The sequence below is a fragment of the Methanoregula sp. genome, assembly GCF_041645475.1.
GTDB lineage: Archaea > Halobacteriota > Methanomicrobia > Methanomicrobiales > Methanospirillaceae > Methanoregula.
This window is the reverse complement of sequence record NZ_JBAZQA010000003.1, coordinates 178,347-199,740: the sequence shown is the minus strand read 5'-3', so window position 1 is coordinate 199,740 and position 21,394 is coordinate 178,347. Positions and strand designations below refer to the sequence as shown.

The following is a 21,394-nucleotide window of genomic DNA, read 5'->3' as shown; positions in this document are numbered from 1 at the left end:
CGGATTACACCTTCACCGCAGCCTCGCGTTGCCGTACATCTTTTCCCCAGTCAAGATACCGGGCATATTCCATCAGGTTATTCCGCCCTTTGAGTTCCCCAGGGAAGAGCGGCACCTCGATAACCTCCAGCACATCCTCATAGCGCTCGCGGATCTTCCTGAGATACCGCTGCTGTACCTCCCGGCGTGAGATGCAGAACGGGCAGGTATTTTCCGGTATGAGATTGTTTACCACAATCCTCGCGGTGAGAATCCCGAGCCGGTCAAGCTCCTGCTTTAACCGTTCGGTCTGGTACAGGGCAAGAGCTTCGGGTATGATGACGAGAACGAACTCGGTTCGCGTATGATCGGTAAGGACCGAGAGGGCGTGCCGGGCCATTTTTCGGAGGTGCAGCAATGCCAGGGTTAAGCTGTCCTTGGTGGAATCCCGGTTGAAAAGTACCCGGATCGTGTCAATAACCCCTGAAAGCCGTTCCTGTATCTTCTGCATACCGTCCGTATAGCCGACAATACTATCCGGGAGGGCAAGAAGCCGCAGGGTATGCCCGGTGGGTGCGGTATCCCAGATGATGTAATCATACCCCTCCGGCAGGAAGGTGAGCATCTCTTCAAGAGCAAAGAGCTCATCGAATCCCGGTATGACCGTATTGGGGATGTCGTCGAGCACATCCTCTTTTATCGGGATAACGGTGGCAAGGGCATCGATGATGGCGCTGCCATAGATCTTCTTGTATTTTTCTAAAACGACATCGGCATTGAGCTCGATTGCCGAGAGATTTTTTCCTACAGCAGTAACGTTTCCTCCAATGGTGCATTCAAAGATATCCGACAGGGAGGGTGCAGGATCGCTCGAGATTATCAGAACGCGGTCTCCCGATTCGGAAAGTGCCCGTGCCGTGGCAGCCGCCGCGGATGTCTTTCCCACCCCGCCTTTCCCGCCAAAGAGGATGATCTTTGTTGCCGGTGATGCGGGATCCGCCGGATGTCCGGCATTGTGAGAGATACGTATTGGAGCACTTTTTGAAGATACCGGGGGGGTTCTGCCGGTAGGTATTCGTGGGGTACGGATCTTTTCCGCGGTTTTTTTTGTAAATCGGACCGGGGGGGTCATGGCACGTCCATCCTGTTGCGGGATACGGGTGGGTTCACACCTCTTTAACGATACATTTACGGTAATTCTCCGGCATCCGGGCCTGGCATTCCACGGGCGCCCACGGGATATTTTTCCGGTTCATTTCTGCGCCAATGCAGCAAATGACCTCTTCTGCGGCAGCCGGGTGGAGTGAACAGACCGATCCGTCCGTGAGACCGAGATGGAGATACCCAGTGGGTTCTGCGGACACCGAGACCGTACCATATTCGAGCGAATACCCGGCAAGGTCTTCGAACCGGATTGCCACAAGGCATGCGAGCGGCTCTCTCCGGTGGATCCGGATTGCACGATCGGTGATGGTGAGTGTGCCGTATGTCCATGCCGGGCAGGTACTGTTAGACTGCCAGTAGGATGCAGCGCACTGGAATGCCGGCGTCTCACCCGCAAGCAGGGCTTTTTCTGACGCGATCTTCCGCTTCTCCTCGTCGCATGCAGCGGCGCGGATGGCCCGGTCCCAGTCGGCCCACATCCCGTACTGGATCATGGTCTCGATGCTTGCAAGCATGGCCCGGAGTTTGAGCCCGATGAGGGGAACTCCGGCAACGGTGATGATCACATCTGCATCGATCACCGCACCTTTCTCCAGCACCCGGTCCAGCAGGTCGACAAGGGTGGTTCGCCGTTCTCGGGTTGCATCCATCCCGCTCACCTCCGGGTCTGAATCCGTTTTAATGGCAGGGCGTTTTTCAAGGCTTTTGCGCTGGACCATCCGCACCACGGGCAGCTCTCGTTGAGCAGTACATGGATGGGAGCGGCTTTTCCGCACTGGGGACAATGTTCCTGGTCCTCTTTTACCCGGTCCCAGACCGCCGTATTCAGGTTCGTTCCGGAGGGGAACTCCAGCCCGTACCTGGCGGCAGTTTCGAACGATGCAACTGCTGCCCGGATCTTGATGCCGAGGAGTTCGACACCGGCAACGGATACGCAGATGTCGGCGTTGATGATCACCCCTTTGTCCAGCACCCGCTCTATTACATCGACAAGGGAACTGGCCGAGTCATCCCGCAGTGCCTGTATCGCCATTAGTCATCCCATGCTCTGGGGTGGATACCAGCAACGCCTGTTCCTGCAAACCTGTACATTGTCCCGGACCTCCTGCGATCTCACGCCTTTTTGAGATTGATTTCAAGGATTCCGTTCTTGTACTGTTTTTTTGGCTCGCCTTTGACCGGAGCCCCGAGATCAATCTCTTTTTTGTACTTCCGTTCACCTTTCCCGGCAGTGAGGGTCAGGGTGGTCTCTTTTATCCCGACGTTGATATCCTTCTCTTCAACGCCCGGGAGCTCGACTATCACCTGCAACCGGTCGGCTTCATCGAAAATGTCAACGATCGGTTCGCGGGTATCTGCTTCCGGTCTCCTGCCAAAGGTGTCGACACGGGGCAATCCGTCACCCCCCATACGGACCGATATCCCGTACATGCCTTTGCGTTTCTGGGCCTTGTCAAAAGAGATCTCCCCGGTCTTTGACATCTCGGTCTGGCCTTCCTCGACCATCCGGGTAATATCCTGGGTGAAATTTCCCAGTTCGGTGAGTATCCCCCCGAACTTTAAGCCGAAGTCCAGGACCGGTGCATCGTTTTTTGTTTTTTTCTGTTTCTCCATCATTCTCCCCCCTCAATTTGACCGGACGTTCTAATACTCAGTATTCGAGACCGCGTCCCCGCGTTTTCGCATGCTGACCCGTTTGAACGTTTTGACCATGCCCGCCTCATCGGTCATAACTTCGTATAACCCCAGAAGGTCCATGGAATCCGGAATCGCCTTCCGTTCTACGAGTTCCATGGTAACAATCGGTGCATGGGTTTCTTCGTCAAGCGCTACGCCGGTGATTGTATGGAACGGCAGGGAGGTAAGTCCCACCATCTCCGCTTTAACCGTATCCATTACCCGCTTCATGTCCAGACTGCCGGACCTGACTTGTTGTTGTACCTGTTTTACCATTTCTTACACCTTTTTTCTCGGTTTGACACCTTTCAATACATCCAGGCGCTTTCGGAGTTCTCCCATCTTCACGCGATAATCGTCTTCGGGGATATCGCCCTGCTCAAACTGCATCTGGGTCCGGAGCACCTGTTCCCGGACTGCACGCTCCGTGCTCAATGTCATCGTGTCCGCGTCATCTGCGATTGCCTGGAGTACCTTCATGCCCAGATCGATCGGCAGTTTCAGCAGGTCATCGACGATGAGTACCATGATCAGCTCCGGATCCGGACATTCACGAAGTTATATGGCGGGGCTGTTACGTACTTCATCAGCAGTTTGTCGCCGTAATCCTGTTCGAGCGTGTTGACCAGCGTATCGAAATCCCGCTCTTTGGTTTTGTCAACAAGGAATGCGGCGTTCAAAACCATCTCGTCCGAGAGGTTCTTGTTCCGCTTTGCGTCTGCGGATATTCCGGCAAGGCGGGCAAAGATATCCGTGGCAATCTTCTCTTCCCGTTTGCCCAGTTCCTCGGCAACTTTTGTCCCGAGGGTGAGGCGCTGGTGGTAAGTTTTCTCGAGAGGTTTTCCTGCGATCTGGTGTTTCATTGCCCGGATCTTGATATTTGACGAAGCTATCTCCTTGATCGTAGTGTCGATCTTCCAGGTCACTTTCAGGCCGAGCTCTGTCTTGCCGGTGAGTTTTGTGAAGTATCCTTTCAGTTTCGGGTAGTTCCGGGAGAGGAATGTCTTGATATCCCCCTCCGTTGTGGACTGACCAAAGCTCATCGGGATAACACAATACTCCTTCATGATCTTCTCGAGCGCCTGCTGGTGGGTGATCCCGTAATCGAGCACCTCGAAGGTCTTTGTGGTTGAATCGGAGACAACGGCTGCAATCTCCCGGTAGTGGATCGTGTAAACGTTCTCGCCATCAAGGCCTATTGCGCCAAAGGCATGCTCCTTCTTTGAGAGGATGATGGCATATACGTACCGCCACCGGCGTTTTGACTGGGTATCAGTACGCAACATCGATTTCATGATACTCCTTCTTCTTAAGAGCGGGGATTTTATCCGGAATGCCGGTAGCGCTGCCCGTTTTCTCAACGGACTCTCCCCTGCGGACAGCCTGTACTATCGCAGTTGCAGCTTTTCGTTTGAGGATCTTGCGCCGGGCTTTTGTCAGCGCCCGGTTATGGATACGGATCCGTTTTTCCTCTTTTTCGATAATTGCGGTGCGTTCTTCTTCCGTGAGCAGTGCACCGTCGCTCTCAGCAATCTGCGTTTTAATCTCGTTCTCGATCTGGATTGTCCTGCAGGTGGCTTTCTTCTCCCGGGACTGGTCAAGTCCGGATCGGATATCTCGTGCGGTCTTCATACGGTTACTCCTTCCATGAAACGTCATATCGCCATGCGGTATTGGTTATCCGGGCTCAGGACCGGCGTTCGGTACAATGTCCCGGATAGCTGTAACTCTACGCCGCTATCAGGTCGCGGATAATACCGGCAGGATCGATATCCCCCTGGTCTCCCTTTCCAATCTTCGGAGAGAGGATATCAACGCAGCTTTGCTCGAACCAGTCTTTGTCCCCGTCCTCATAGACTCTGGCAATCGCAACCGATGCCCGGATTGTCGGGGTGAACTCGCAGAGATCTGCGGCCCGGAGTTTTCGTACCAGGGTTACTATCTTTTTGGCAACCGAATGCGGGACGCCTGCCTTTGCCTGGGTAATTGCTATCTCGGTCTGCTCATCATAATGGGTCATCGGCAGGGTGATCATCCGGTCCATCAGGGCGTCCTGGGAGCGGAAGACCCCGGCATACTCCTCCGGGTTGCTCGTGAAGATTGCCGAGAAGTCCGGGTGAACCTTGATGTAATTGCCGTCATCAGAAGCGCTGGGCAGTTCGAGCATCCGCTCTTCGAGTACCGAGAGAAAGATATTGTTTGCTTCAGGACGCGACCGGGTGAACTCGTTGTAGATTAAGGTGAACCCGTGCTTGCAGGCGGATGTGAGCCGGTCATCCAGCCAGGTCTTGGTCATGGATTCATCAGATTTGTAGACCCTTGAAACAAACCGGTCAACAACCTTTCGTTTCCGGTACCCGGACTGGCTGCCGACAAGGGAAGACGTGGTAAATTCCTCGTCACCATTGATCAGTACCACCGGTCTCCCGAGCAGGTATGCAATATGCAGCGCAAGGGTGGTCTTCCCGCAGCCGGTTGGTCCTGAAAGGTGGACGGGAAATCCTTTTTTTATGTAGCGGAGACTCCGGTCAGCAATGTTCGTAATATAGGGGGTCTCGACAAATTCGTTCTGGGGTTTTGGGTTGATAACGGTTACAAGATCCATAGTATGCTCTCCTGCAGTTGTGACCATCCGGTTGAACGATCTTTCTGGCTAAGTCAAACCAAAAATAGGTCTTCCGGAGTAACGTTTCAGCTCAGGAAGTACTGCGTCTCCTTTTTGGTGACCTTTCCCTCTTCCAGGAGTTCCTTTGCGGGCTTGACAAGCCTCCGCCATTCAACCCCCACTTTCTTTCCCGCTTTTGCAAGAGTGATCCCATCCGGGGAATTTTTCAGGACTTTAAGGATCTTTCCTTTGAGTGCCGCTTCAGCCTTCTCTTCCGGCGCCATTACGGTCTCTTTCTGTTTTGGCTCGGTTCGTTTATGGGCCCTGACATGCTCATGCACCCCGGAACGCTCGTTCTGCCAGATTGTATGAGCTTCTGCGAGATCTTCCTTAAACGGGATACGCTCCTTTTTGAAGATGCCCATGAGTTGCTGCACATCTTCAATGATACCATCATTGTATGACGTAAGCATCCGGGAAAGTTCGATGCCACGACTCACCCGCTCATCAGCAAAGCCATGGATCATGTGGACCGCGTCAAGCCGGATGTCCGTGACATCCTTTCTGAGCTGGTGCGTAAAATCTGCAAGGTTTTCCCTGCATTCCTGTCCCATTGCCATCCGGCTTTCGGAAAAGCCGCCAAGCATCTCATCGGAATCGTGCCGGAGGTTCTTTACATATTTGTGGAGCATTTTGTGCTGGGCAGTTGCATCGTGTTTTCGGGTGCGGTTGATCTGTTTTAAGTCTTTTTGTGCGCCCGCCCGGATTGCCCCGACCTCCCGGGTCAGCCCCGCTATGTCCGATACCCGTACCGATCTGGCTTCGTTGATATTGTCAACGATCTGGTGCATTCCATCTGCAATTCTCATTTTTCCCACCTCACATCGTCTTTATTATTACACACTCCACTCTGGAGGGATCTGATAAATACGTGCCCGGAAGTTCCAATGCAAGTTTCAAAAAAAGAGGATAGAATTCACGTGGAATGAAGGGTCACTATTTGCGGCTGCACAAGGGATCAGGGTTTTGTCCTGAGTCCGGAATGATCGTGAGATCCGTTATTGTGAATTCTCGGTGATACGCCCGCCATTTTTTTGTCTCCGGCATGAAATGATGATGCTGTAAGGCACGAATGGAACGGGTATTTAAAAAAACGGTGGGGGCCCGACGGCCTTACAACCCTCCTTAAAAAAAAACGGGCCCGCAAAATGGGAGCGATGGATAACCTGGCATCCGCGTGCAAAAAACCCTCGTGAACGATTACACGCCAAGGTGCAGTATATCACGTACGACAACGGGTCTGCCAAGAGGTCCGGTCTGGCGCTTCCCTGCCAATTTTTATGAGGATATGGGCACTATGTCTCGTCCTGATTGAAGATTACGATCTCAACCAGTATCAGGGACTTAAATAAAAAACCCTGAGCCCGCACACTCATCTCATCTCTGTTTTCTCTCTGCATGGGCCTCTGGTAATAATTCCCCGCAATTTTCTCTTGGCATGAGATGTGCCGTCAGAATGAACAAAAAAGATATGAAAATGGTTGTCATATTATGCCGCATGAGGGACGTGCAATAGTATGACATGATGAACAGCATTTGCAGGATTTTTCTGGTGTGGATGCATTTTTTTTAATAATATGAGGATCGAATTCAAAATATCGGATGGTCTGCATCCCCACCCGTCTGAATTCATCCCCGGATGTGTGCGTATTATGCCGCAATTTCTGCGTGTTCTGTAAGTCCGACCGCTTCGGCGTACTTCAGGAACGTCTCAACCGATGCGATCACGACTCGGGCTTCGATAGAGAGGATCTCAATACCGACAAGTGAGACGCGTGCCCATGCGTCAACAACAATGCCCTTGTCCAGAATACGGTCGATAACCTCAACGAGGCTTGAAGATGAGTTCATTTTTTCTACCATATTTTTCTCCTCCTTTTGTCTGGGCATTCTGCCCACAACCAACTCAATCGGGAAGACTATATAGATACCCGGAATTTCCGAATCAAGTTTCACGCATTGGAAGTATTTGCCCATACATCCTCAACCGCCCGGAGGAAATGCTTCGAAGTCACCACAAATGCGGCCTGGTCCTGCCCGCTCTTTGCAAACTCGCGGATAGCAAGGATGGTGGCGCGATTGCAGACTGCTTCGATCTCTGCTCCGGAAAGGCCCTCCGTATCCCTCGCGTACTCCGCCAGTTTTACCCCTTTTGCGAGAGGGCGTTTCTTTGTGTGTATCCCGAAGATCTCAAGGCGTCCGGCCTCATCCGGCTTTGGCAGTTCGATGAGGAGATCCATTCTCCCGGCCCGCAGGAGTGCGGGATCAATCATATCGATCCGGTTGCTCGCGGCAAGAACTGTGACCCCTTTTAACTCCTCAAGGCCGTCCATCTCGGTTAAGAGCTGCGCAATGACCCGCTCGGTAACGCCATTGTCATTCCTGCCGCCCCGGACCGGGGCGATGGCATCGATCTCATCGAAGAAGATGATGCAGGGAACCGCCTGGCGGGCTTTTTTGAAAATCTCCCGGATACCCCGTTCGGATTCCCCGACAAACCGCGAGAGGAGTTCCGGGCCTTTGATCGAGATGAAATTCGACTGTGTCTCATGGGCAATTGCTTTTGCAATGAGGGTTTTTCCGGTACCCGGCGGGCCATACAGCAGTATCCCTTTCGGGGGAGTGACCGCCGCGTAGGCGTACAGGTCTGCACATTTCAACGGGAGTTCGACGGCCTCACGGATCTCGTCTTTGATTGCCACAAGTCCGCCCACGTTCTCCCAGCTGACGTCAGGGATCTCAACAAAGACTTCCCGCAGGGCAGAAGGTTCGATCTCCCGGAATGCGTTTAAGAAGTCTTCTTTTTTGACGGTAAGCGTGGCAATAAGTTCGTAGGGTACCTCGTGCTTTTTAAAATCAATATCCGGTAATATCTTCCGGAGCGCATGCATGGCACTCTCCCGGGAAAGTGCTGCAAGATCCGCACCAACATACCCGTGGGTGATATTTGCCAGTTCGTCCAGATCAACATCGGCTGCAAGGGGCATTCCCCGCGTGTGGATCTCGATTATCTCACGTCTGCCTTCACGATCCGGGATGGGGATCATGATCTCCCGGTCAAACCGTCCGGGACGCCGGAGTGCCGGATCGAGCGAGTTCGGGAGGTTGGTTGTTGCAATTACAATTACCTGACCCCGGTCCTTCAGCCCGTCCATAATTGAGAGAAGCTGGGCAACGATCCTGCGTTCAACCTGCTTATCCCCGCCAACATCCTCCCTTTTCGGGGCGATTGCGTCGATCTCATCGATAAAGACAATCGAGGGTGCATTCTTCTGGGCTTCTGCAAAAACCTCCCGGAGCCGGGCTTCCGACTCCCCGTAATATTTCCCGACAATCTCGGGGCCGGATATGAAAATCAGGTAGGCATCGGTCTCCTGTGCAGCTGCTTTTGCGATAAGGGTCTTTCCGGTACCCGGCGGGCCGTACAGCAGAACCCCCCGGGGGGGATCAATGCCGATGCGTTCGAACAGTTCGGGATATTTTAAGGGGAGTTCGATCATCTCCCGGATCTTGTCGACCTGCCCTTTCAACCCGCCAATATCCTCGTACGAGATGAAGCTCTTCTTTATCTCTTTCTCCTGCGTCTTCTTCCCGTGAATTTTTACAACCGTAGTCCGGGAGATAAGCCCGATTTCCGGTGTGGCATCACAGATGAGGAAATCGAATTTCTTCCCGAACATGGAGAGGCGGATCTGGTCGCCTTTTGTCACCGGGATTCCTTCAAACAGGCGGCTGTCAACTTCTTTTTGTAAGAACCGGTCAAGCGGCTGGAGTACCATCTGGCTGACCGGAGGAATGGTTATCAATTTGATCTCAACGGTCTCATTGATGCCGATACCTACATTTTTCCGGACGATGCCGTCGATCTGGATCGTACCTTTGCCCCGGTCTTCGGGAAATGATGGCATCACTTTTGCACAGGTTGTCCGCTTTCCGGAGATCTCGATAATATCCCCGACACCTGCACCAAGCTCTTCCATTGTTTTGGGATCGATCCTGCCGATCCCCCGCCCGATATCCTTATTTCGCGCTGCTGATACTTTCAACATCATGTGCTCCGCCTCCAAAGATATGCTGGAATGTAAATTTGAACTCGTTCACTTTCTGCCGGATATACATGCTCCCCCGTTCAGTGGGAGCGTACAGTTTTGATTTGCCGGATGTTTTCACCTCAAGGATCCCCTGTCGTTCGAGTTCGTACAGGATCGCATAAATCCGGGACTGGGGAATCAGGACATTGTGCCGGCTGTGAATTTCGTGGACAATATCGTAGCCGGACCGTGGTTTGTTCAGGATCGAGAGGACGAGCGGTTCTAAGGATTTTCGCACGATCTCCTCTACAACCGCCTGGGGTACAATGGAGATGGATTCGAGCGGATAGGAATGGTTTGCGATAGAGACAGAGGTCTCATCGCCGGTGGAGACAATTACCTTTGTGATACCGGAAGATGCCGAATCTATCTCCTCCCGGCACAGCTGCTCGATATTCAATGCAATGATCCCTGATACGGGCAGGCCTTCGGTCATCAGTTTGAGGATATACTCTTTGACAGCACAGATCTGCGCAAAATCCCGAGTGTCGGAAAAATCGAGAAGAATCTGCAAGGCATCCGGTGTCCCGCATTTCCGCAATGCAGTTGCCTTTGTTTCAATGGCTGGGATGACCATATCGAGGGTTCCCGGCTTCAACCGGTGCGTGAGGACCGCACCATTCTGGATCTCCTTGTAAAAGGACTTCGGAATACGGGACTGGTAATAGCCAAAGAAGATTTGGTGATTATTAGTAAGCCCGTATTCAATGAATGTTTTATAGATTGACTCGGGGGTCTGCGGAGAGGCGTACAGGAGAAGGATGAGACCATGGTAAAAATTATTGAGAAGGACCGTCCGGCTCTCCGGTGTGATGAGAGCGTCCGGTTCGATTATATCACTGCTCTCATCCCCCGTTGGATCCGATACCGGCCGGTTCGTATGTCCCTTCATTCCCGGTCCGGTTCCTTCATTTTTTTTCCTGAAAAGTGCCAGTTCTACCGTTGCCTTGAGTTCCAGATCATTGAAGGGCTTGACGATATACCCATACGGGTTCACCTTTTTTACTTCGGAGATGATCTTGTCATCGGCATACGACGTAATGAATATGATCGGGATACCCAGATCCTTGCGGATCATTCTTGCTGCTGCGATACCATTCGTTTTTCCAGGCATGACGATATCCATGAGCACGATATCAGGTTTTGTTGCCCGTGCCTTTGCAATTGCATCCTCTCCGGATGAGGCCCTGCCAACCACCTTATGCCCCATGGCGCTGATCTTTTCCTCGATCTGCATCGTGATGATCGCTTCGTCATCAACTATCAGTACATGTGCCATCTTCCGGTTCCTCCAGGTGTAATGGAAATTCTATCACAACTTCAGTCCCTGCCTTGCTGGTGAGCGTTACCCTGCCGTGCAACTGCTGTTCAACAAGCGTCCGCATCAGCCGGAGTCCGAGCCGGTTGCTCTTCTCGATATCGAACCCCGACGGGAGCCCGACACCGTTGTCCTGGATAACGAACCGGATCATATTCCCGTGGAGGAATGACGAGATCTCCACATGCCCGCTCCTCCTCCCTTTGAATGCATGTTTGAGTATGTTGGAGATGATCTCGTTGAGTGCGAGTGCGCAGGGTATTGCCTGGTCCACGGGAAGATAAATCTCATCGCAGTCAATGTGCCGGGTCACATCGAGGTATTCATGATCATAAAACCCGGATATCATTTCGACAAGGTCGTTGATCTGCTGCTTCATATTGATCATGTCAAACCGTTTGCTCTCGTACAGCTGCGTGTGAACGAGTCCCATGGTCTGCACCTTCACGATGATATCGGTTAAGGTGGAGATGACCGCCGGTTCGTGCGCCCTCGTCTTTGTCAGATCGATGAGCCCGATTATCAGCTGCAGGTTGTTCTTGACCCGGTGGTGCACTTCCCCGAGAAGGAGATCTTTTTCATTGGACGATATGGTTAATTTTTTCTGGATTGTTTTTCGATCTTCGATCTCTTTTTTCAGTTTTTGGTTTGTCCGGGATAACTCGGACGTGCGTTCACGTACCCGGTGTTCAAGGGTATCCTGGTAATTTTTCAGCTGGGTCTCGGTCTCTTTCTGGAGGGTGATATCCCGCCCGACAGACTGGTATTCAGCAACGGAGCCGTTCTTATCAAAGATTGCACGGTCACTCCACTGGTGCCAGCGAACTTCCCCCGAGGGCAGGATTATCCTGTGGGTGATTACTGCTACCGGCTTTTCCGGTGTAAGTGCTGCGAGATGGTTTTTCATCAGGCAGGAGTCGGCAGGAGGAAGAACAACCGGATGCCGGTTCCCGAGGCATTCTTCCCGGTTCAACCTGAAATAATTGCTATAGGCTTCGTTGAAAAACGTGAGTCGCTGGTCCGGTAAGAACCGGCAGATGAACTCGGTCTGGTCCTCAACAATATTACGGTACCTTTGTTCGCTCTCCCGCAGCGCCATCTCTGCCGCTTTCTGGCGGGTGATGTCAGAGACAACCGCAAGAGCACCCTTGTAGATGCCAGGCTCATCGGACAGGGATGCAGTGGCAAGAGCTGCATACATGCGGTTTTTCTGTTTTGTGATAAACTCAAATTCATGGTCTTCGATAATTCCCTGCCTGCGGCGCTCGATGTGATCTGCAGCAATTTTCTTTCCTGCATCGTCCATGAAGGAAAAGAGGTGAGCGCCCTGCATCTCCTCAACCGTATATCCGAGCATCTGCGCCATCCGCGGGTTGACAAACGTTGTCTTTCCATTGGCATCGATTGCCCAGATCCCTTCCTGTGCAAGATCTACCAGCTGCCGGTATTTTCTTTCGCTCTCCTGCAGCGCTTCTTCAGCTGTCTTGCGCTCCGTGATATCGCGGGCGATCGAGAGATCCACCTCCTTTCCTTTATACCGGAACGTATGGGTACTGATCTCAACAGGATAGGTACTCCCGTCTTTTCGTATATGGACCGACTCGAAGGTGGCGTACCCGACCGTATCCAGTTTTTCTCTTACGGTCTTCATGACTTTTTTCTGGATATCGGCGGGGACAATATCCCGCGGGGCCATCTGAAGGAACTCGTCAGCTGCATATCCGAGCATGTCCGTGGCTTTTTCGTTGATAAGGAGATATTTTCCCGGGCCTTCATGGGTTCTCTCCATTAAGAATATCCCATCGTTGGCATTGTTCAGGATCTCGCGGGAAAGTTCTTCACTTGCCAATAATTCTTCTTCAGCCATCTTCTGTTCGTTGATATCGCGGGCAAACCCGTCCCGGTACAACGGGTGCCCGTCACCACCCCGGATTATCGTCATGTTGACCGAAAACCAGTGATAGTTCCCGGAATGGACTTTCCACCGGAGCTCGATCCGGCCATGATCGTTCTCCATGAGGTTGGCCATAAATGCATCAAGCCGGTCCCGGTCTTCCGGGTGCACGCGGTTGCGCACTTCGTCTTCTCTCATTGCGCTCATTTCGTCCGTGGAAAAATCATAGGTCTCGGTGCAGGAAGGGCTGTAGTACTCGTACTGCATGGTGTGCAGGTTCTGGCGGTAGATAATATCGGTAGAATTGTCCAGTACGGATCGCAGCTGCGCTTCGCTCTCCTTCAATGCTTTCAAGGCCCGTTTACGTTCAGTGATATCCTCGACACTCCCGTTATAGTATAACAGGTTGCCCCTCTCATCGCAGACCGAGCTTTCCCTGTTCCGTACCCAGATAATTGTTTCATCGTACCTGCGAACTTCCAATTCGGCCTCACGTACTGTCCCCTGGCACTCACCCGGGATCCGCCAGGATGTGCAGTCACCCGCGTTCACAAACAGATCCGGAACACGGACCTGCAGGAGCATTTCCCGATCCGGATAACCCATGATCTGCACAAGAGCCGGGTTGATGTCCAGAATCTTTCCTGAGGGAGCCGCCCGGTAAAGACCGGTCGGAACCCCCTCAAACAAACTGCGGTACCGCAGCTCGCTCTCTTTCAATGAACGGTTGATCTGGCTGAGTTCTTTCGTCCGTTCGTCAACACGGTGTTCCAGTTCCCCGTATGCTTTGCGGAGTTGCAGATCCTGGTCATGTTTATAGAACGCGATCTCAATGGTGGACTGGAGTTCCCGCTCATCATAAGGTTTGATGACGTACCCGAACGGGTCGGTAACTTTTGCCCGTTCCAGGAGTGCCTTATCGGCGTGGGCGGTGAGATAGATGACAGGAATATCGCAGAGCATATGGATTTTTCCTGACGCTTCAATTCCGTCCATAGCGGTGGCAAGGTGAATATCCATGAGCACGAGATCCGGTGAGTGTTCCCTGACCATTGCAAGAGCGATCTCTCCGGATTTCGCAATGCCGGAAACCGCATATCCAAGACTTGTCAGTGTCTCTTTGAGATCATCGGCAACAATCCCTTCATCTTCGACCACCAGGATCGTTTTTCTGGAAATGGCATGGACGTCAGAACCGGAGGCAGCATTGTTTCCGGGCACTGATACGGCTGAATCCGGTTTTCCGGAAATGAGAAGAAATTCTGCCAGTGAATCGGCCTGGATGAGCGCACCCGGATTCTCCGTAATGGGAGATGCGTTATGGGAATCACGATCAATTATCCGTTGCAACCATGACATGGGAATTCCTTTATGCGATTTTTTTGACCGGGACACCATCCCGGTTATCAGAACGGTCTTTTTTCAGCCAGGCAATGATATCATCCAGAATAAAGTTGCAGATGAACAGGTCGATATCCTTGTCAATGTACTGTGCGACATCATGGGTTGCACCGATAAAAAGCATCCCGTACTGGCCATCTTTTAAGGATTCACCTATCCGTTGTGCAATGTACCGGTCCCGTTCAATGGTAAGTTCATAGAGCCGGTTCTTGTGTTTCTCGCTCAATGCTTCCCGTTCCGCATCAGTCTTTGCATTCACAATCGCTTTGATGATCTCATATTCTTCTTTCAAGAGCGCAGGGCTCTCGGTTTTTTCCAGCACTCCGCCTTGTTCGATGATGGAAAGGACAATCTGGTGGTTGGGGATGCCGTCCTTTGCGCCCATTGCAACGAGTTTGGCACCGATCTCCCCTCCGATGGGGATGCCGTCCTGGTATACCCGGATGGTGCTGCCATCAATGGTTGCGAGCACCGTTCCGATAATTGAGCGGAGGTTATCCCAGAACAGGGCCACATCTTTCCTGTGCTGATCCCGCTTCTCTTTTCCGAATTTCCGGTCGATCATTTCTGAGATGTCGCTTTTCAGTGACCCCATCTCTTTCTCACTGTGAACGATTGGTATCAGCATCAGTTTTCGTGTCATGATGTGCACATCAGCCCCGGAACCGCTCTACGGCTAACCCGTTCTCATGCCCGTCTCCGTACCGGTCTGTTCTTCTCATCAGCCCCGTTTGCCAAAGATACGGCATACTCATAACCATCCGCGAATATGCATGGCGAAGATTCTTTCTGAACTCCACTGCCCGTGCAGGATTGTTTACAGGTTATCGTGAAGGATCAGGCAGGGTCATTACATTCCCTAAACAGTATATGAGCTGATAAATATTCCCATGAGTTCCGAAAAAAGAGGGGTCTGATCTGGTCAGTTCAGATAAAACGGTGAGATCGCATCGGGTTCCGGAAACCAGGGCATTACAGGCGGTTGATCCGGGATGATATCCGGACAAGAAGACGCTGTGGATTTTCTTAATTATCCAGAACGATTCCCTCCTCCCGGAACTGCCGGGAGTCGGTACAACTCCCCGCGGGTTGTGCCTGGGCCGGTTCCTTTTAAAAAAAATCTCAAATGGATAAATGTGCAAGAACAAAATGCGACGAGGTGTTTTCTCGCGTAAGGTATTGCTATTACGGAATGACTCCTCCACACAATCCTTTGGAACATTTTTAATTTATCGATTCTCTAAAAAAATTGACATCTCCACCAAACCCGGTAAAATATTTTCAAAAATAATCCAAACCTGTCACATTAAAAAAAAAATTCCGGTACGATAAAATAATTCTCAAACAAATTTTCCGGACAATCCAATCAATTTTCCCTGCCCCGGGCCTCCCCCGCAATCCCGGAAACGGACTGCACCCCCGCTGTCAAAAAGTGATGTTTCCCCCCCATTCTCCGTCATAATGCCCATCCCAAAAACCTCTCATCTCTCATCCCCAAATCCGGGCCCCATACAAGCCCGGATTGCCCTTACGGAGGGTCGATCCCAAGAGTAACGTGCCAAAACCAGCACACTTCTACATACTATTTTGAAATACGCCTTGTAATCGCGATTAACGCCAATCGGAGCATTTTGGTGCCGATTGTAAAAACCCCATAGACGCGTTTGGCTGGCGTTTCTCTGTGAAAATGGGGGTAAGCAGGCTCAGATCGAAAAGAACACCTGTTTTGGACTCATGTTTTAGGGATCCCGAAGCCGCACTATTGAGAGAACAACCTGGATATCCACGCCGATGCAGATTCACATGCGGGTACCTGCCCCGGCAAAGGCCGGACCCTCAAAAGTGCGGGATAATTATCTCCTCGTAAAACGCCCCGTTTGACAAAATAAGCCCGATTTGAAAAACCGGTTTTTTGAGGGTCGCATCTTTTTGCGAATTATACAACAGCGAATCTGGAAAAGCACCATATCATGCGTATTTTGATTATCCGGGACATTCCCAGCCGATTAAATCGGTCAATACAGACCCTTTTGGATGAAGACGGAGGTGTTTTTCCGGATGGGAGATTGCCCGGAGAACCGGCAGGGGCTGTTCCGGAGCCCCTCTCCTTCCCTATCCGCATCGCGTCGTTCACGCAGAACGTGGAATACTCGCCGGAATAATGGTAACTGTGCAAGAGTAAAACCCGGGCAAGGCGTTTTCCTGCGGAAAGTATCGCAACGCGGGGAAGGGATACACCAACTCAATGAAACCCGGAAAATTTCAGCCAGGGTCCGTTCAGAATTTTATTATTAAAGTCTGTAAAAATAATTTCAATCAAACCCTGCCAAAAATTTTTCAATCAACGTCCGGTTGATCCGGATCAGATTTTGCAGCAGGGTTATGATCGCGATGAAAAATGTACATTCAAGGTCCGATCGGAGAATTTCAGGCAAGGTTTGCCGAAATTTTTTTAATCAAAGTCCGGTTGTGAAAAGCTAACCGGATGTACCTCCGGCTCCCGGCGAGCCGGGCAATGTTCAGAAAAAGATCCGTTAACGCAAATAATCTTAAAACAAAACCGGGACAACGCGAAGCAACAGAACGTAGTTGCAATGAACATGAAAAAAGATGAAAAAAAATTATTTCACCGGGATCTGCTCAACCGGGGAATTCATCAGCGCATTGTAATAATCAACTGATATGTACGTGGGGGTGAAGACACCTCCGTATGCCGTCAACCACTGGCTGAGGGTTCTTAAGTTGTTGCGCGCAAATGCGAGCTCCTGGCGGTACATGAACTGGAGATCGGTGTTATCCGTACGCCCGATCGCAGCAGCAAGATCCGCAATATGCATGTCTTCAGCGGTTGCGCTCACCATGATTGCATCCTTGACCCCCATGCTGCCGGTATTGACACCGGCATTGTACGCCCGCTGGATTTTCACGTTGGTGAATACCCCCGGAAGGGCATTTTCCGGGTTGGCGAGGCCGTACCGCTGGAGGATGACGTTGTCAGCCACCATGAAGACTTTCGATCCATTGGATATGGTCATAAAGACCGGGACATCCTTGTGCTGGGTTGCAAGGATCGCGTTGAGATCGCAGATGAATTTTTCTGCTTCCTGCAATTCGAGAATATCTGCGGTTTCCGATGCATTGAGCGGCATCTGCGGGAGCGCAAGGAATGTTTTCTGTGCAGCTGCGGGGTCATACACCGCGTTCGTTACTGCGGGAGTGACAACTACCGGTGCAGCAACCGGTGTACCCACCGGTGTGGCCGCGGGCGTAGCGGCCGGCTGGCTGGTACATCCGGTGACGGCAACCAGGAGGCATACAACGAACAGGACTCCGATAAAGAGAGATCGGGACATACCATAGACTTGCCGGAAATAATCTTAAGCATTCCCTATTGCATTCCGGGCCGGAACCTGACCGGGCAGGGCTCCTGATAAAAAACGTATTAAAAGAGCAGACGAGTAGATCTACCCACAGGAACTTCCGGTCTTTTGGTGACCGGCGGGATCTCCATGACGGTGGCAATACATATCCAGAACCTGACCCGGCGCTATGATAATCTCGTAGCCGTGGACAACATCTCGTTCGATATCGAGCAGGGCGAGATCTTCGGGCTGCTCGGGCCAAACGGGGCCGGGAAGACAACCACGCTCTCCATGCTTTCAACCATGCTCCCACCAACATCGGGAACGGCAACGATCAATGGTATTGATATTCAAAAGGACGAGGACGGGGTCCGGAATTCTATCGGTATCGTCTTCCAGGACCAGAGCCTTGACGAGGAACTGACCGCCTGGGAGAACATGGATTTCCACGGGCGGCTCTACCGGATCCCAAAAGAGACGCGGAACGAGCGGATCGCTGAACTCCTGCAACTCGTGGAACTCCATGAGCGGAAGGACGACCTTGTCAAGACCTTCTCCGGGGGCATGCGGCGAAGGCTCGAGATCGCCCGCGGCCTGCTCCACCACCCCTCGGTCCTTTTCCTGGATGAACCCACGCTCGGCCTCGATCCCCAGACCCGCAACCTGCTCTGGCACTACATTGCTACCCTTGCAAAAGAGAAAGGGATCACGATCATCCTCACAACGCACTACATGGAGGAGGCCGACCGGCTCTGCAACCGGATCGCCATCATCGATCACGGTAAGATCATAGCCCTCGACTCCCCGGAAAAACTCAAGGACCGGATCGGGGGCGATGTCGTGACCATCGGCTCTCCGGACCCGGAGCGAACCCGGAGCGTTCTTACCGCATCGCAGCTCGGTCGGGTAGAACAGCACGAGGGAAAGGTATCGGTCAGCCTCCGGAATGCCGAGCAGCACATCAGCGCAATCGTCCTGCTCCTTGCAGAGAACCAGGTACCCGTGGATTCTCTCTCCATCCACAAGCCTACCCTCGAGGATGTCTTCCTCTTCTTTACCGGAAAAACAATCCGGGAGCAGGAAGCAGACAACAAGGAGACGATGCGCCGGCACCAGAAAATGATGAGGAGCTGAAAAATGGACATCATCTACACGATCTGGCTCCGGAACATGAAGCGGTACACCCGGTCAAAGAGCCGGATCATCGGCAGCATCAGCATGCCGCTCTTCCTTCTCATCTTCCTTGGGTTCGGCCTCAACGCGGTCGTGACCCTGCCGGGAAGCGGGAACTATATCGTCTTCCTCATCCCGGGGATGGTTGCCATGAGCGTCCTCTTTACCTCGGTTTTCTCGGGGATCCAGATCATCTGGGACAAGCAGTTCGGTTTTTTAAAAGAGACGCTTGTTGCCCCGGTCTCACGGCTTGAGATCATGCTCGGCCAGACGCTTGGCGGCGCAACAACTGCCTTCATCCAGGGTATCATCATCCTCGTCCTCTCGCTCTTCATCGGTCTTGCGATCGACAACCCGGCCCGCTTCCTGGTAGCGTTCCTCTTCATGGCCTTGATCGGGATCTCGTTCACCGCGTTTGGGATCGCGATTGCCTCCCGGATGGAGGACATGACCGGGTTCCAGCTCATCATGAACTTTGTCATCTTCCCGGTCTTCGCACTCTCGGGCGCGTTCTTCCCGATCTCAAGCCTGCCCCCGTGGATGGGCATCGTCACCCTACTCGATCCCCTGACATACGGCGTAGAGGGAATCCGGTACGGCCTGACCGGCGTCTCCCAGATAAGCCCGCTCATCTGTCTTGCCGTTATCGGGGGTTTTGCTCTCGCAATGACCGTTACCGGAGCATTTCTGTTCAGGAAAATCCGGATATAAGGGTAAAACCCAAAAACAAAAAGAAGGTTATTCCCTGCCGTTCTTTGGCAGGGTCAGCGTGAACGTGCTCCCGATCCCAAAGACGCTCTTAACCGTGATCGTTCCCCCGAGATGGGTTGCCCGGTTCCGGGCCATGGTCAGCCCAACGCCAAGCCGCCCGTATTTCCGGGAGAGCTTGTCCGCATCGCTCAGATAGAAGGGATCGAAAATGACCTCCAGTTTATCCGGCGCAATACCCCGTCCGTTATCCGTGATCGAGATCCTGAGTTCCGTTTCCGTCTCTTCCCCGTCAATGGAAATTATCCGGGGTTCGTTTGAGTATGTTACGGCATTCGATAGGATCTCGTCCAGGATCTCATGGATGTAGGGGCCGTTGCTGTTGATGGTGAAGTCTTTTTGGACATTGACGGTGATACCGGCTTCAGAATCATAATTCCCCTGCCGAATCACGAGGTCGAGGAGTTCCCGGATCGCGACCGGCGCTATCTGGGGCCAGTAATGCTCATGGACGGATTCGAGAAGGCTGAGCTCCAGGATCTGGCTCACCATGTGCCGCTCCGATTCCACGTACATACGAATCTTCTTGAGGATCTCGAGCACATCCGGCTGGATCACGTATCCACTCTCTTCGTCAAGCAGCAGGTTCAGGTACCCGACCACCGGCTGGAGTGGGGTGCGGAGTTCGTGGGCCGCGACATTGATGAAATCTTTTTTGCGGGCAAGTTCTTTCTGGAGCTGGATGCCGGCATTCTCCCGCTCTGTTACGTCCCGCAGTGCAACGATGTTTGCGGTCCTGCCCTGGTACGGGATCAGCGTTCCTACCGATTCGACGATGATCTTCTCGCCGTTGGGTTTCACCGCGTGGTATTTCTGGAGGTAGCCCTGGTTTCCACCGGTAACATTTTGCAGGTCACCCCGGACCGTTTCCCGGGATTCGGGGGCAACAAAGGAGAGGGTATTTTTCCCGATGATATCTTCGAGGCTGGAATACCCGAACATCCGCACAATGCTCTGGTTGACATACAGGGTCCGGCCGTTCAAGTCCTGGATAAGGATACCGTCAAACGCATGTTCCGCGAGCATACGATAGCGCGCTTCGCTCTCCCGCAGTGCCTCTTCGGCCTGCTTCTGTTCCGTGATATCGGTTGAGACCATCTGGTATTCGATGACGGTACCGTTTTCGTCAAAGAGTGCCCGGTCGGTTCTCCGGATCCAGCGCAGGGTTCCGGAGGGGAGGTGGACCCGGTGCTCGAACGTCACGGCAGGTTTATCTAAGCTCAGCTCAAGCCGCTGGTTCCTGAGAATCTGACGGTCCTCTTCCGGTAAAAACGGCTCGAACGGCTGTCCGATCAGTGCTGCCCGGGTCTTCCCGAAATACCGGCAGTATACATCATTGACAAAAAGGATGGTACCATCGGGCCGGTAGCGGGCAATGAGCTCGGACTGGTCAACAACAAGGCGCCGCAGCTGGATATCCTCTTTGTCGCCCGAGTGATCTGCCTCCACGGGAGGATCGGCAGCGTCACTGCCATGTACGTTTGCTGTATCCACCATCCCCAGACTTGCATCGAGAGCCCGTTCGATTGTCAGGGGAAGGACTTTTAAGTAATTATAATTCTGGTCCTTGACGATAAAATCAAACGCGCCTTTCCGAATCGCTTCTGCTGCCGAGTCCTCGTCTTCGGCGCCGGAGACGATGATGATCGGTATTCCCCGGGCTTTGAGATCCGGGATGATATCGAACGGCGTTCCTTCCCCAAGGTAGAAATCGCAGATGACAATGTCCACCGGCTCCTTTAACAGAAGCGTCCGGGCTTCTGCAAGTGTGCCGGCGATACGAACCGTGTACGAGGGCCTCTGGTCCCGGATCAGCCGGTTGAAGGCCATCTGGTCTACACGATCGTCCTCTATTAAAAGCAGCGTCAGGTTTCGATCGTTTCCTGGGGTCGCAGTCATAGG

Annotated in this window: 18 protein-coding genes and 1 pseudogene; 2 read left to right on the top strand and 17 right to left on the bottom strand. The window is 52.5% G+C overall.

What is annotated here, in order from left to right:
* Positions 1 to 4 precede the first annotated feature (4 nt).
* From WC598_RS04305 to WC598_RS04230, 16 genes and pseudogenes are all read right to left on the bottom strand, one after another.
* Positions 5 to 1,111: an ArsA family ATPase gene (locus WC598_RS04305; protein ID WP_372960236.1), complete on the bottom strand. Its 1,107-nt coding sequence runs from the start codon at positions 1,109 to 1,111 to the stop codon at positions 5 to 7.
* A gap of 34 nt (positions 1,112 to 1,145) precedes the next feature.
* Entirely contained in the window at positions 1,146 to 1,793 is a 648-nt protein-coding gene (locus WC598_RS04300; RefSeq protein ID WP_372960235.1) for a gas vesicle protein, read from the bottom strand.
* 206 nt (positions 1,794 to 1,999) lie between these two features.
* A pseudogene (locus WC598_RS04295) lies at positions 2,000 to 2,176 on the bottom strand (gas vesicle protein); the annotation flags it as partial.
* An 80-nt stretch (positions 2,177 to 2,256) separates the two neighbouring features.
* Positions 2,257 to 2,760, bottom strand: coding sequence for an Hsp20/alpha crystallin family protein (locus tag WC598_RS04290; RefSeq protein WP_372960234.1), 504 nt, complete (start codon positions 2,758 to 2,760; stop codon positions 2,257 to 2,259).
* A 27-nt stretch (positions 2,761 to 2,787) separates the two neighbouring features.
* A complete protein-coding gene (gvpO, locus tag WC598_RS04285; protein WP_372960233.1) occupies positions 2,788 to 3,096 on the bottom strand; it encodes a gas vesicle protein GvpO in 309 nt (102 codons plus the stop codon).
* Positions 3,097 to 3,099: 3 nt separating this feature from the next.
* Positions 3,100 to 3,348 (bottom strand): hypothetical protein, encoded by a 249-nt coding sequence (locus WC598_RS04280; protein WP_372960232.1) that lies wholly within the window; start codon positions 3,346 to 3,348, stop codon positions 3,100 to 3,102.
* Between the two features lie 2 nt (positions 3,349 to 3,350).
* A complete protein-coding gene (locus tag WC598_RS04275; protein WP_372960231.1) occupies positions 3,351 to 4,115 on the bottom strand; it encodes a GvpL/GvpF family gas vesicle protein in 765 nt (254 codons plus the stop codon).
* A complete protein-coding gene (locus WC598_RS04270; RefSeq protein ID WP_372960230.1) occupies positions 4,093 to 4,452 on the bottom strand; it encodes a hypothetical protein in 360 nt (119 codons plus the stop codon). Before WC598_RS04270 ends, WC598_RS04275 begins: the two co-directional genes overlap by 23 nt.
* Before the next feature lie 97 nt (positions 4,453 to 4,549).
* The gene (gene gvpN / locus WC598_RS04265) at positions 4,550 to 5,425 is read right to left on the bottom strand and encodes a gas vesicle protein GvpN (RefSeq protein WP_372960229.1); all 876 of its coding nucleotides are present in this window, start codon (positions 5,423 to 5,425) and stop codon (positions 4,550 to 4,552) included.
* 86 nt (positions 5,426 to 5,511) lie between these two features.
* A complete protein-coding gene (locus tag WC598_RS04260) occupies positions 5,512 to 6,294 on the bottom strand; it encodes a hypothetical protein (RefSeq protein ID WP_372960228.1) in 783 nt (260 codons plus the stop codon).
* 841 nt (positions 6,295 to 7,135) lie between these two features.
* Entirely contained in the window at positions 7,136 to 7,348 is a 213-nt protein-coding gene (gvpA, locus tag WC598_RS04255; RefSeq protein ID WP_372960227.1) for a gas vesicle structural protein GvpA, read from the bottom strand.
* A gap of 89 nt (positions 7,349 to 7,437) precedes the next feature.
* Entirely contained in the window at positions 7,438 to 9,537 is a 2,100-nt protein-coding gene (locus tag WC598_RS04250) for a CDC48 family AAA ATPase (RefSeq protein ID WP_372960226.1), read from the bottom strand.
* Positions 9,506 to 10,855, bottom strand: a complete 1,350-nt coding sequence (locus tag WC598_RS04245) for a response regulator (RefSeq protein WP_372960225.1) — start codon at positions 10,853 to 10,855, stop codon at positions 9,506 to 9,508. Before WC598_RS04245 ends, WC598_RS04250 begins: the two co-directional genes overlap by 32 nt.
* The gene (locus tag WC598_RS04240) at positions 10,833 to 14,147 is read right to left on the bottom strand and encodes a PAS domain S-box protein (protein WP_372960224.1); all 3,315 of its coding nucleotides are present in this window, start codon (positions 14,145 to 14,147) and stop codon (positions 10,833 to 10,835) included. The genes WC598_RS04245 and WC598_RS04240 overlap by 23 nt, the downstream gene beginning before the upstream one ends.
* 10 nt (positions 14,148 to 14,157) lie before the next feature.
* A complete protein-coding gene (locus tag WC598_RS04235) occupies positions 14,158 to 14,832 on the bottom strand; it encodes a hypothetical protein (RefSeq protein WP_372960223.1) in 675 nt (224 codons plus the stop codon).
* Positions 14,833 to 16,810: 1,978 nt separating this feature from the next.
* Positions 16,811 to 17,542, bottom strand: a complete 732-nt coding sequence (locus tag WC598_RS04230; RefSeq protein ID WP_372960222.1) for a DUF2202 domain-containing protein — start codon at positions 17,540 to 17,542, stop codon at positions 16,811 to 16,813.
* 156 nt (positions 17,543 to 17,698) lie between these two features.
* On the opposite strand from WC598_RS04230, the gene WC598_RS04225 reads away from it, so the two are divergent.
* Both WC598_RS04225 and WC598_RS04220 read left to right on the top strand, forming a co-directional pair.
* Positions 17,699 to 18,685 (top strand): ATP-binding cassette domain-containing protein, encoded by a 987-nt coding sequence (locus WC598_RS04225; RefSeq protein WP_372960221.1) that lies wholly within the window; start codon positions 17,699 to 17,701, stop codon positions 18,683 to 18,685.
* Positions 18,686 to 18,688: 3 nt separating this feature from the next.
* Complete coding sequence (locus WC598_RS04220) at positions 18,689 to 19,435, top strand: ABC transporter permease (RefSeq protein WP_372960220.1); 747 nt, start codon at positions 18,689 to 18,691, stop codon at positions 19,433 to 19,435.
* Positions 19,436 to 19,462: 27 nt separating this feature from the next.
* Here WC598_RS04220 and WC598_RS04215 read toward each other — a convergent pair whose 3' ends face one another.
* Positions 19,463 to 21,391: a PAS domain S-box protein gene (locus WC598_RS04215; protein WP_372960219.1), complete on the bottom strand. Its 1,929-nt coding sequence runs from the start codon at positions 21,389 to 21,391 to the stop codon at positions 19,463 to 19,465.
* Positions 21,392 to 21,394: the final 3 nt, after the last annotated feature.

Coding starts and splice junctions, on each gene's coding strand:
- WC598_RS04305 (WP_372960236.1), bottom strand. CDS start 1,111: ATGACCCCCCCGGTCCGATTTACAAAAAAAACCGCGGAAAAGATCCGT.
- WC598_RS04300 (WP_372960235.1), bottom strand. CDS start 1,793: ATGGATGCAACCCGAGAACGGCGAACCACCCTTGTCGACCTGCTGGAC.
- WC598_RS04290 (WP_372960234.1), bottom strand. CDS start 2,760: ATGATGGAGAAACAGAAAAAAACAAAAAACGATGCACCGGTCCTGGAC.
- gvpO (WP_372960233.1), bottom strand. CDS start 3,096: ATGGTAAAACAGGTACAACAACAAGTCAGGTCCGGCAGTCTGGACATG.
- WC598_RS04280 (WP_372960232.1), bottom strand. CDS start 3,348: ATGGTACTCATCGTCGATGACCTGCTGAAACTGCCGATCGATCTGGGC.
- WC598_RS04275 (WP_372960231.1), bottom strand. CDS start 4,115: ATGAAATCGATGTTGCGTACTGATACCCAGTCAAAACGCCGGTGGCGG.
- WC598_RS04270 (WP_372960230.1), bottom strand. CDS start 4,452: ATGAAGACCGCACGAGATATCCGATCCGGACTTGACCAGTCCCGGGAG.
- gvpN (WP_372960229.1), bottom strand. CDS start 5,425: ATGGATCTTGTAACCGTTATCAACCCAAAACCCCAGAACGAATTTGTC.
- WC598_RS04260 (WP_372960228.1), bottom strand. CDS start 6,294: ATGAGAATTGCAGATGGAATGCACCAGATCGTTGACAATATCAACGAA.
- gvpA (WP_372960227.1), bottom strand. CDS start 7,348: ATGGTAGAAAAAATGAACTCATCTTCAAGCCTCGTTGAGGTTATCGAC.
- WC598_RS04250 (WP_372960226.1), bottom strand. CDS start 9,537: ATGATGTTGAAAGTATCAGCAGCGCGAAATAAGGATATCGGGCGGGGG.
- WC598_RS04245 (WP_372960225.1), bottom strand. CDS start 10,855: ATGGCACATGTACTGATAGTTGATGACGAAGCGATCATCACGATGCAG.
- WC598_RS04240 (WP_372960224.1), bottom strand. CDS start 14,147: ATGTCATGGTTGCAACGGATAATTGATCGTGATTCCCATAACGCATCT.
- WC598_RS04235 (WP_372960223.1), bottom strand. CDS start 14,832: ATGACACGAAAACTGATGCTGATACCAATCGTTCACAGTGAGAAAGAG.
- WC598_RS04230 (WP_372960222.1), bottom strand. CDS start 17,542: ATGTCCCGATCTCTCTTTATCGGAGTCCTGTTCGTTGTATGCCTCCTG.
- WC598_RS04225 (WP_372960221.1), top strand. CDS start 17,699: ATGACGGTGGCAATACATATCCAGAACCTGACCCGGCGCTATGATAAT.
- WC598_RS04220 (WP_372960220.1), top strand. CDS start 18,689: ATGGACATCATCTACACGATCTGGCTCCGGAACATGAAGCGGTACACC.
- WC598_RS04215 (WP_372960219.1), bottom strand. CDS start 21,391: ATGACTGCGACCCCAGGAAACGATCGAAACCTGACGCTGCTTTTAATA.